The organism is Frigoribacterium sp. AC394 (assembly GCF_979258095.1).
This window is the reverse complement of sequence record NZ_OZ409834.1, coordinates 55,989-66,912: the sequence shown is the minus strand read 5'-3', so window position 1 is coordinate 66,912 and position 10,924 is coordinate 55,989. Positions and strand designations below refer to the sequence as shown.

Annotated in this window: 7 protein-coding genes; all 7 read right to left on the bottom strand. The window is 71.3% G+C overall.

Annotated features, from left to right (window positions below):
* Positions 1 to 266 precede the first annotated feature (266 nt).
* On the bottom strand, positions 267 to 2,330 hold the full coding sequence (locus tag ACZZY9_RS00295; RefSeq protein ID WP_463462549.1) for a beta-galactosidase: 2,064 nt from the start codon (positions 2,328 to 2,330) through the stop codon (positions 267 to 269).
* Positions 2,317 to 3,222 (bottom strand): ABC transporter ATP-binding protein, encoded by a 906-nt coding sequence (locus tag ACZZY9_RS00290; RefSeq protein WP_463462548.1) that lies wholly within the window; start codon positions 3,220 to 3,222, stop codon positions 2,317 to 2,319. Before ACZZY9_RS00290 ends, ACZZY9_RS00295 begins: the two co-directional genes overlap by 14 nt.
* Positions 3,219 to 4,175 (bottom strand): ABC transporter ATP-binding protein, encoded by a 957-nt coding sequence (locus tag ACZZY9_RS00285; protein WP_463462547.1) that lies wholly within the window; start codon positions 4,173 to 4,175, stop codon positions 3,219 to 3,221. The genes ACZZY9_RS00290 and ACZZY9_RS00285 overlap by 4 nt, the downstream gene beginning before the upstream one ends.
* The gene (locus ACZZY9_RS00280) at positions 4,172 to 5,152 is read right to left on the bottom strand and encodes an ABC transporter permease (protein WP_463462546.1); all 981 of its coding nucleotides are present in this window, start codon (positions 5,150 to 5,152) and stop codon (positions 4,172 to 4,174) included. The genes ACZZY9_RS00285 and ACZZY9_RS00280 overlap by 4 nt, the downstream gene beginning before the upstream one ends.
* A 103-nt stretch (positions 5,153 to 5,255) precedes the next feature.
* Entirely contained in the window at positions 5,256 to 6,245 is a 990-nt protein-coding gene (locus tag ACZZY9_RS00275) for an ABC transporter permease (RefSeq protein WP_192060532.1), read from the bottom strand.
* 65 nt (positions 6,246 to 6,310) lie between these two features.
* A complete protein-coding gene (locus ACZZY9_RS00270; RefSeq protein WP_463462545.1) occupies positions 6,311 to 8,014 on the bottom strand; it encodes an ABC transporter substrate-binding protein in 1,704 nt (567 codons plus the stop codon).
* A gap of 287 nt (positions 8,015 to 8,301) precedes the next feature.
* The gene (locus ACZZY9_RS00265) at positions 8,302 to 10,821 is read right to left on the bottom strand and encodes a glycoside hydrolase family 2 protein (RefSeq protein WP_463462544.1); all 2,520 of its coding nucleotides are present in this window, start codon (positions 10,819 to 10,821) and stop codon (positions 8,302 to 8,304) included.
* Positions 10,822 to 10,924 lie beyond the last annotated feature (103 nt).

Genomic DNA, 10,924 nt, shown 5'->3' with positions numbered 1-10,924 from the left:
CCGAGGCTTAATGCACTCGTTACGTCGCGGCGCCGCGCGGCGGGCGCGGCGTCGAAGTGACCCGAAGCGGGCCTTTAGGCGCCCCCGGGCCCCCTTCCGCGTCACCTCGACGCGAGGTTTGCGGCCCCTCGCGGCGTCGCGCGGCGGGGCGTGCGTCGAGGTGACGCAAAGCGCGGCCTCCGGAGGCCGGAGGTGCCCTTTCGCGTCACCTCGATGCGCCCGCGGCCCCGAGGAGGCGCGGCTCGGGTGGCCGCGCGGGGCGGGCGCTACTCCTCGCGGACGACGGCCACGCCCCCGGCGGGCACGACGCCGCGCCCCTCCCACGCGGTGCCGGTCAGCAGGTCGACCCCGGTCGCCTCGACCCAGCCCTCGACGGCGCCGTGGTTGATCGCGAACAGCCACGACGTCTCCCCCGCGGCGCGCCGGACGACCTCGACACCGGCCGAGGCGGCGGCCGCCGGCCGCACCCCGCTCTCGTCGAGCAGACGCTCGAGCAGCTCCCCCAGCCCCTCGGGCTCGAGGTCCGAGGCGAGGTACCAGGCCGCTCCCGCTCCCACGGGTCGGCGGGACACCGCGAGCCCGCCGTCGACTCCGTCGGCGACGACACCCGAGTCCGCGGCCACCCGGTACGACGCGACGACCTCGGTCCGGGCGTCGACCGGCGAGACGACCTCGGCCCAGCGCCGAGCGCGCCAGCCGGTCGAGAGCTCGATGGTCTGCTCGTCGGTCAGCGGTGAGAACTCCTCGCCCCGCACGCCGAGGAGCTCGCGGAAGGCACCCGGGTAGCCGCCCGTCCGCACCGTGTTGCTCACGTCGACGATGCCCGAGAACCAGGTGACGAGCACGGTGCCGCCCGCCTCGGCGAAGCGTCGCACCGCGTCGGCGTCGGTGTCCGACACGAGGAACAGCCCCGGTACGACGACCAGGTCGTAGGCCTCGAGCGGATGCCAGGCCGGCACGACGTCGACCGTCACGCCGCGCTCGAACAGGGCGGTGTGGATCGCCCGCGCCGTCGCCGCGTAGTCGGGCCGGTTGATCGGCTTGAGGCCGCTCTTCAGCGCCCACCCGGCCTCGTCGTCGTGCAGCAGCGCGACCCGGGCGCCGACGACGACGCTCCCCCGCACCTCGTGCAGCGCCTCGAGATGCCGCCCCAGGCGTGCGATCTCGGCGAACCGCCGCGACGACGGACCGGCGTGCGGCAGCATCGCCGAGTGGAACTGCTCGGTGCCCGACCGCGACGCCCGCCACTGGAAGAACATCACGCTGTCCGACCCGCGCCCCAGGTGCGCGATCGCGTGCCGGATCATCTCGCCCGGCGCCTTCGGCTGATTGATCGGATGCCAGCTCGCCGCCCCCGCCGCGTGCTCCATGAGCATCCACGGGCCGCCGCCCGAGATCCCGCGCATGCGGTCCCCGCTGAAGGCGAGCTCCTCGTGCCGCAGCGGATCGGGGCCGTAGGTGTAGTGGTCGTTCGCGGCGATGTCGACCTCGGGCGCCCAGCGCGCGTAGTCGACGACGTCGGGGCCCAGCCCGACCATGAAGTTCGTCGTCACCGGCAGCTCGGGCGTCAGGCGCTTCAGCACCGCCTTCTCGGCCCGGTAGCACTCGAGCAGCGCGTCGGACGAGAACCGCTCGTAGTCGAGCAGCTGCCCGGGGTTGTGGGCCGTGACGCCGCTCGGCGTCGTGACCTCGTCGAACGACGAGTAGCTGTTGCCCCAGAACGCCATGCCCCAGGCGGTGTTCAGCGCGTCGACCGACTCGTGGCGCGCCTCCACCCAGCGACGGAACGCCTCGTTCGACACCGGGCAGTGGCAGCGGGCGTTGCCGCCGCCGAGCTCGTTGCCGACGTGCCACATCCGCACGGCGGGGTGCCCGGCGACGTGCTCGGCGAGCGCCTCGACGATGCGCAGCGCGAAGCGGCGGAACGTCGGCGACGACGGGCAGAAGCCGAGGCGGCCGCCGGGGGCCAGCGGGTGGCCGAGCTCGTCGTGCGGCAGGATCTCGGGGTGCAGCCGGTGCAGCCACATGGGCACGGCGGCCGTGGGGGTGGCGAGGTCGACCGCGATGCCGTTCTCGTGCAGCAGGTCGAGCATCCGGTCGATCCAGCTGAAGTCGAACACGCCCTCGCGGGGCTCGTGCACCACCCACGAGAACACGCCGAGCGTGACGAGGGTGACCCCCGCCTCGCGCATCAGCCTCATGTCGTCGAGCACGACCTCCCACGGCCACTGCTCGGGGCTGTAGTCGCCGCCGAACGAGAGGCCGTCCGTCGGCCAGGCGAGGCGCGCCGCGACGCCAGCGCCGCCAACGCCCCCGTCAGACCCGTGCACGCGCCCCGCCCTTCTCGCGCGCCGTCTCCCACTCGCCCGTGTAGTGGTCGAAGCAGACCGAGTTGTCGAGGGAGGCGCGGTCGGGGGCGGCCTCGTCCGAGACGATCTTGCCCACGCGCTCGGGGTCGGGCGCCGCGAGTGCGAGCAGCTTCGTGTAGTCGTGGTGAGGGTCGAGGATGACAGCGTCGGCGGGCCCGCGCTCGACGACGCGACCGCGGTAGAGCACGAGGATCTCGTCGGAGAAGTGCCGGGCGGTCGCCAGGTCGTGGGTGATGTAGAGCACCGCGAGGTTGTCCTCCCGCTGCAGCCGGCCCATCAGGTTCAGCACGCCGAGGCGGATCGACACGTCCAGCATCGAGACGGGCTCGTCGGCGATGAGCACCTGCGCGCCCGGTGCGAGCGCTCGCGCGATGGCGACGCGCTGTCGCTGCCCGCCCGACAGCTCGTGCGGTCTCCGGGCCGCGATGTCCGCGGCCGGTCTCAGATTCACGCGCTCGAGCATCTCGAGCACCCGCTCGTGCGTCTGCGCGGCGCCCCGGGTGCGGCGGTGGATCTTGAGCGGTCGGGCGACGTGGTGCTCGATCGAGTGGAACGGGTTCAGCGACGCGAACGGGTCCTGGAAGACCATCTGCACGTGCCGTCGGTACAGCGACCCCATGACGGGCGTGCCGTCGTCGAGCTGCACGTCGATGGTGCCCGAGGTGGGCTTCTCGAGCTTGGCGAGCATCCGAGCGATGGTCGACTTGCCCGAGCCGGACTCGCCGACGAGCGCGACGGTGCGACCCGGCAGCAGGTCGAACGACACGTGGTCGACGGCCCGGAAGGCCTTCCGCGACAGCCCCGAGCCGACCGCGAAGTCCCTGGTCAGGTCGGTGATCTGGATGCTCGTCATCGGGGCCCCTCCTCGAGGTCGTCCGGCATGGGCAGCACGACGGAGCGGGTGTCGGTGTCGACGGGAGAGCCCTCGTCGACGCCCGTACGGATGAACGCCCCGCGCGACCCGCTGAGGCTCGGGAACGAGCTGAGCAGCCGGCGCGTGTACGGGTGCTGCGCGTCGGTGTAGATCCGCTGCGCCGTCGACAGCTCGACGATCTCGCCCTGCAGCATCACGGCGATCCGGTCGCTGATCTCGAGCAGCAGCGGCAGGTCGTGCGTGATGAAGATGACGGCGAAGTCGAGCTCGTCGCGCAGGCGGACGATCTCGCGCAGGATGTCGCGCTGCACGACCACGTCGAGCGCCGTGGTGGGCTCATCCATGATCATGATCTGCGGCTCGAGCAGCATCGCCATGGCGATCATGACGCGCTGCCGCATGCCGCCCGACAGCTCGTGCGGGTACGACGACAGGCGCACCGGGTCGACCCCGACGCGGGTCAGCACCTCGGCCGCCCGCTCGCGGCGCTCCTTCTTCGACATGCCCCGACGATGCGTGATGAGGACGTCCTCCAGCTGGGTCCGCACCGTCGTCACGGGGTTCAGGGCGTTCATCGCGCCCTGGAACACCATCGACAGCTTCGACCAGCGGAACGCCCGCAGCTCCTCCGACTCGAGGGCGAGCAGGTCGACGTCGGTGCCGTCGCGGTCGTGGAAGGTCACCGACCCCGTCGCGATGCGCGCCGGCGGCCGGTGCAGCCGGTTGATCGCGTAGGCGAGAGTCGTCTTGCCGCAGCCGGACTCGCCCGCGAGCCCGAGGATCTCCCCCGGTCCGAGGGTGAGGCTCGCCGACTTCACGGCGGTGACCGGGTTCTCGACCTCGTAGACGACGGTGAGATCGTCGATGGTGAGCACGGCGTCCCGGCGGGTGCGGGTGCGCGACGCGACCGGCGCCTCCTGGGTGGGGGTCATCGTGCTGCCTTCCGGGCCCGACGCGCCTGCTTGCGGTGCAGTCGGACGTTCTTGAGCTTGGGGTTGATGATCTCGTCGATCGAGAAGTTGATCAGCGAGAGGCCGGTGCCGAACAGGGCGATGATCAGACCGGGAGGGCCGAACCACCACCAGGCGCCGAGCGGCAGCGCGAAGCCGTTCTGGGCGTAGAACAGCATCGTGCCGAGGGTCGACGAGTTCGACGCCCCGAGCCCGAGGAACGACAGCCCGGCCTCGCCGAGGATCGCGGCGATCACCGCGAACACGAACTGCGACGCGAGCACCGGCAGCAGGTTCGGCAGGATCTCCACCGTGATGACGCGCCACGGCCGCTCGCCCGCCACCCGCGACGCGGCGACGTAGTCGCGCGACCGGATCGACAGGGTCTGCGCCCGCAGCACGCGGGACGACGCGGCCCAGCCGGTGATGGCGAGCACGACGCCGATCGTCCACAGTCCGCGCTGCTCCTGCGACACGAAGCCCGAGATCACGATGACGAGCGGCAGACCGGGGATCACCAGGAACACGTTCGAGAACAGCGAGAACGCCTCGTCGGTGAACCCGCCGATGTACGCGCCGAGGATCCCGAAGAACGCCGACAGCGCCGTCGCGAGCACGCCCACGATCAGCCCGATCTGCAGCGAGCCCCGGGTCGCCCAGGCCAGCTGCGCGAAGACGTCCTGCCCGGTCTGGGTGGTGCCGAGGAGGTGCTGGGCCGACGGTCCCGTCAGTCCGATGTCGCGGATCGCCGCCGGGTCGCCGACGAAGAACGGGCCGACGACGCCGAACAGCACGATCACGCCGATCAGGGCGAGGCCGGTGGCGAGCCACGGCGTCATGGTCGGCAGCATCAGCCGCCAGGGCGAGCGGGGCGGCTTGCCGCTGTCGGCGGACGCCGACGCGAGCTCGGCGGTCGGATCCGCGACCGCGGCCTCCGTGAGGGGCGCGACGTTCGTCATGAGTCTTCTCCGAGATCGGCCTGCAGGAGGCGCGGTGTCTGTGTCCGGGAGCGGCCCACCCGGGTGGGTCGCGCCTCCTGGGCTCCGGTCCGTGCGCCGCGCATCAGCTGCGGGCCCGGGTGCGGGGGTCGATGATCCCGTAGAACAGGTCGACCACGAGGTTGGCGCCGAGCACGGCCAGCGTGATGAACAGGAAGATGCCCTGCATCAGCGCGTAGTCGTTGTTCGTCACGGCCGAGAGGAGCTTGCCGCCGATGCCCGGGTACGAGAACACCTGCTCGGTGACGATCGACCCCGACACGACGAAGCCGAGCGAGATGGCGAACCCGGCGACGCTCGGCAGCACCGCGTTGCGGGCCGCGTAGCCCCGCAGGATGCGCCCCTGGCTGAGTCCCTTGGCCTGCGCCGTGAGGATGTAGTCCTCCGAGAGGGTCGACACCATCATGTTGCGCATGCCGAGCAGCCAGCCGCCGAGCGACGCGATGACGATCGTGAGAGCGGGCAGGAACCCGTACTCGATCGCCGACGAGATGAAGGCCCAGTCCCAGCCCGGGTCGAGGACGACGTCGTAGCCGCCCTGCGAGGGGAACAGTCGCATCGACGTGGCGAGCACGTAGACGAGGATCAGCGCGAGCCAGAAGTACGGCACGGCCGCGAGCAGCGTCGTCGCCGGCACGAGCGAGTCGAGCCAGGTGCCCGGCTTCCAGCCGACGAAGGCGCCGAGCAGGACGCCGAGGGCGGCGCCGATCACGGTGGCGATCCCGACGAGCATGATCGTCCACGGCAGCGACCCCGCGATGACCTCGCTGACCGGTGCCGGGAAGTAGCTCACCGAGACCCCGAGGTCGCCGCGGAGGATGTTGATCAGGTAGTTCCAGTACTGCACGGGCAGCGGCTCGGACGAGTCGCCGCCGAGGAGGAGCGTGTAGGCCTCCCGGGTGTCCGCCGTCACCACGCCGCCACGCTGCTGCAGCTTGGCCAGCAGGATGTCGACGGGGTTGCCCGGCAGCAGGCGCGGGATCATGAAGTTCAGGGTCAACGCCGCCCACAGCGCGATGGCGTAGAAGCCCAGCTTCCTGACGAAGTAGTTCACGAACCCTCACCCGGCCTCGACGTCGTCTCGGGGGCCGCCGTCTCCTCCTCGGTCACGACGATCGCCTACTCGCCCGTGGGCTTCAGGTTCTTGAAGACCTGAGCGTTGTCGGGCGAGGCCCAGATCGCGGGGAACGCGTACAGGTCGTCCATCGTGGGCCAGCCGGTGAACTTCGACGAGTGGAACTCGCTCGTCGTGCCGCCGGTCATGACGGGGATGTAGGGCATGTCCTCGACGATCGCGGCCTGGATGACGTCGAACTGCACCTGACGGGCCGCGGTGTCGGCCGGGTCGACGGCCTTCAGCTCGGCGAGTGCGGCGTCGACGGCGGGGTCGCTGAAGCGCGCCATGTTCGTCGGGGCGGCCTCGCCGACCTCGGCCGTGTAGGCCGTGTTGAAGTACTGGTCGTAGAGGTAGAACGGGTCGGACGCGGGGCCCTGGCCGAGCGAGTCGATCGCGAGCTGGTAGTTGCCCTTGCTCTTCTTGTCGGTCCACTCGTTCCACGACGACTGCGAGGCGGTGAGCTCGATGCCGGCGGCCTTCAGCTGCTGACCCATGGTGTCGATGGCGGTGATGTAGTCGGTCCAGCCGGTGACGACCTCGACCGTGAGTTTCAGCGGCTCGCCGTCCTTCTCGTACACGCCGTCTCCGCCCTTGGTGTAGCCGGCCTCCTCGAGCAGCTCGCCGCTCTTGTCGAGGTCGGGGGCCGAGGGCGCCACGGGCTCGGCGACGTCGGCCGAGATGAGGTCCTCCTGCGTCGAGGTGAGCGCGAACGTGGGCGAGATCTCGCTGGCGGTGTTCTGGAACGCGAGCGAGTTCACCTGGTCGCGGTTCAGCGCGTAGTAGATGGCCTGACGGACGGCCGGGTCGGTCTGGGGGCCCTCGCAGCCGAGCGCGACGCTCGAGCAAGTGAGCAGGGCGACCTGATTCTGCGGGATGGTGACGGCGTCGTAGCCGGGGTAGTTCTCGGAGACGTTCTCCATGTCGGGCACGGGGCCGGTCTGCCAGTCGATCGTGCCGGCGGCGAGCGCGTCGGCGCCGGCCGTGTTGCCCGACAGCGACAGGTAGCGGACCTTCTTCACCTCGGGCTCGCCGCCCCAGTACTCGGGGTTCGAGGCGAGCGTGAACGCCTGCGCCTTGAAGTCGTCGAGCGTGAACGCGCCGGTGCCGACGGGCTCGGCCATGACGTCGGTGGTGGGGTCGATGCCCGACCAGAGGTGCTCGGGCACGATCGGCGTGCGGCCGAGCAGGGTGGGGCCGGCGACGAACGCGGGCTTGCTCCAGGTGAAGACGACGTGGGTGTCGTCGGTCGCCGTGACGGTGCCGTCGAATCCGCTGGTGTTCAGCGACGGGGTGTCGAGCAGCATCTGGAAGGTGAAGGCGACGTCGTCGGCGGTGAAGGGCTCGCCGTCGCTCCAGGTGGCGTCGTCGCGGAGGGTGACGGCCAGCTCGGTGCCGGCCTCGTTCCAGGTGTACTCCGTGCCGAGCAGGGGCTCGTAGGCCTCGGTGTTGACGTTCGTGACGAAGAACAGCGACTCGTAGATCGCGCCGATGCCGCCGATGCTCGAGGGCGAGTAGGGGTTGAAGTTGATCTGGTAGTCGCCGGCCTGACCGGTGTAGACGACCAGGGTGTCGGAGGGGGTGGAGCTCGAGTTCGAGCCGCCGGCGGAGCAGCCGGTGAGGACGAGCGCGAGGGAGGCGGCGGCCGCGGCCCCCACGACCCAGCGGGAGCGGACGGGCCGGTGGCCGGTCGAAGCACGGAGGAACATCGTCGATCCTTTCGCTGCACCGCCGCGGGCTGCCCGGGGCGGTGCTGACATCGTTGTCACAGGGCGTCGTCGCCCCGATGGCCCATTGTTACCCGACTAAATAAAGCTCGTCAAGTTTCTCGTGCGTCCTGTGCTTCGGCGGGTTCCCGTCATCGGCGGCGGGTCAGCGATGACCCGCCGCCGATGACGGGAACCCGCCGCACCCCCGCGCGAAACTCCTGCGCGCGAAACCCCTCCGGGCACGCCGGAGGGCCGCGCGGCACGTGCCGCGCGGCCTTGCGCTCGCCTCAGAGCGCCGCGACCCCCATGAGCGCCCCGGCATGCCGCACGACGTCGTCGGCCGCGAAGCGTGCGGGCTCGACCCCGCCGGCCCCCGACACCCGGAACACCGCGCTCTCCCCCGCGAGCAGCGTCACCAGACCCCGGTCGACCGTGGCACGGGGTGCGGCCCGGTCGACGAGCAGCGTGACGTCGCGGGCGTACGCCGACGCCGTCACGGTGACGAGCACGTCGCCGTCCGACTCCTCCGAGCGCACGGCCGACGCCGTGACCGCCCCCGGGTCCAGCCGCTGCCCCACGACCTCGGCGGCGTTCCAGACGGCGCGCCCGGCCCCGAACCCGTCGAGGTCGACGACGAGCACCTCGGTGGCCGGGTCGAGGCCGGCGACGAGTTCGGCCGGCAGCAGCACGGCCGACGCGCCCCGCGCATCCACGGCCACCGGCACGTCGACGGCACCCCGGCCAGTACCAGCACCAGCACCAGCACCAGCACCCGAGTCGCGCTCGAGCGGCACGACCCGCACGCGCGCCACCCCCAGCCACTCGGCGGCCGTGTCGTTCAGCAGCACCAGCGACAGGCCGGAGGCGCGGGGCTGGATCGTCGCCAGCCGCGGTTCGTAGGCGGCCCGCAGTGCGAACCAGAGCGGCTTGCGGTGCTCGTCGAAGTCGACGGCGGCCCACGAGACGACGGGCCAGTCGTCGTTCAGCTGCCAGACGATGGTGCCGGTGTTGAGCGGCGCCAGCGACCGGAAGTGCTCGACGCCGAACCGGATCGCCGCCGCCTGGTTCAGCTGCGTCGCCCAGTGCCAGTCGTCGATGGTGGTCGGAGTCGGCAGGTGGCCCCGCAGCCCGCGTTCGAGCTTGAGGTTGCCGTCTTCGGCCTTCTGGTGCACGAGCATCTCGTGGCCGTACGGCTCCATCGGCTCGTCGTGCACGACCGCGGCGAGCGTCGACCAGGCCGGCGGCCCCTGGAACCCGAACTCCGAGACGAAGCGAGCCGGGTACTCGGCGTAGGCGGTGTAGTCGCGGTCGTTCCAGACGTCCCAGATGTGCATGGTGCCGTGCCGGTGATCGTTCGGGTGCAGGTAGTCGCCGAACGAGTACGGGCTGCCGGGCGAGTACGGGCGGGTGCCGTCGAGCTCGGCGACGAGCGTCGGCAGCAGTGTCCGGTAGTAGCCCTCACCCCAGCTGCGCCCGGCGAGCGCGGCCCGCCAGCCCCATTCGACGAAGCCCCAGATGTTCTCGTTGTTGCCGTTCCAGATCGCGAGCGACGCGTGGCGGCTCAGCCGGGTGATCGCCTCGCGCGCCTCCGCCTCGACCTCGCCCGCCAGCCACTTCTCCTCGGCGTAGGCGGCGCAGGCGAACAGGAAGTCCTGCCAGACGAGCACCCCGGCTTCGTCGCAGGCGTCGTAGAAGTCGCGCGACTCGTAGATGCCGCCGCCCCACACGCGCAGCAGGTTCATGTTCGCGTCGACGGCGTCGGCGACCCGGCGGCGGTACCGGCCGGCGTCCATCTCGGTGAGGAACGCGTGGTCGGGGATCCAGTTCGCCCCGCGGATCTGCACGACCTCGCCATTGACCGACACCGTGAACGGCGTGCCGTGGGCATCGGGTGCGGTGTCGAGGGTGACGGTGCGGAAGCCGACCCGCGCCTCCCACGGCTCGTCGGGCGAGGTGGTCAGCGTGACGCTGACGGGGTAGAGCGGCTGGGCGCCGTGACCGCGCGGCCACCAGAGCTCGGCGTCGGGCACGACCAGTCGCAGCCGCGCCGACGCCTCCCCCGCCGTCACGGCCGAGGAGGCGCGGTGCTCGTCGACCTCGACGGTCACCTCGGTCGACCCGCCGCCCGCACCCTCGCCGCCCGCCCACTCGAGCTCGACGTGCGCGTCGAGCACGCCGCCCTCGTCGGTGACGTCGACGAGCGGTCGGACCGACGCGATCCGCACCCCCGACCAGCTGTCGATGCCGATCGGCTTCCAGATGCCGCTGGTCGCGACGTCGACGCCCCAGTCCCAGCCGAAGTTGCTGGCCGACTTCCGCAGCATGTTGAAGGGGTGGTGGTTGACGTGCGGGAGGGCGCCGCGCCGCTCGACCCGCGCCTCCACCTCGGTGACGGGGGCGGCGAACGTGATGGTGAGGCGGTTCGCCCCGGCGACCAGCGCCTCCTTCACGTCGAACCGGTAGCTGCGGTGCTGGTTCTCGGTCTCGGCGACGAGCACCCCGTTGAGCTCGACGCGGGCGACGGTGTCGAGGCCCTCGGCGACGAGATCGTGGCGGTCGGAGCCGTCGTCGCACCAGTCGAAGACCGTCGAGTAGCGCCAGACGGTGCTGCCGATCCACTGCTGGGCGGCTTCGGCATCGCCGTCGAACGGGTCGGTGATGAGACCGGCGGCGAGCAGGTCGGTGTGGGCGCAGCCGGGGACGGTCGCAGGGATCGTCGCCCCGACGAGCCGGGCGGCCGCGGCGTCGGGGACGGGACCGGAGACGGCCTCGAGGGTCCAGCCGTCGTGGAGGGGTGAGAAGACCATGGGTGCCCTTGCTAGGAGAGGTTCGGACGTCGGTGTCGCGCGCTCGCACTTTGTCAATCGACTTTATTAAGCCGTGCAGAGCCTACGATATCGCCAGGAGGTA

Bases quoted from the DNA above. Each gene is read 5' to 3' on its own strand.
- ACZZY9_RS00265 (WP_463462544.1), bottom strand. From the start codon at position 10,821: ATGGTCTTCTCACCCCTCCACGACGGCTGGACCCTCGAGGCCGTCTCC.
- ACZZY9_RS00270 (WP_463462545.1), bottom strand. From the start codon at position 8,014: ATGTTCCTCCGTGCTTCGACCGGCCACCGGCCCGTCCGCTCCCGCTGG.
- ACZZY9_RS00285 (WP_463462547.1), bottom strand. From the start codon at position 4,175: ATGACCCCCACCCAGGAGGCGCCGGTCGCGTCGCGCACCCGCACCCGC.
- ACZZY9_RS00280 (WP_463462546.1), bottom strand. From the start codon at position 5,152: ATGACGAACGTCGCGCCCCTCACGGAGGCCGCGGTCGCGGATCCGACC.
- ACZZY9_RS00290 (WP_463462548.1), bottom strand. From the start codon at position 3,222: ATGACGAGCATCCAGATCACCGACCTGACCAGGGACTTCGCGGTCGGC.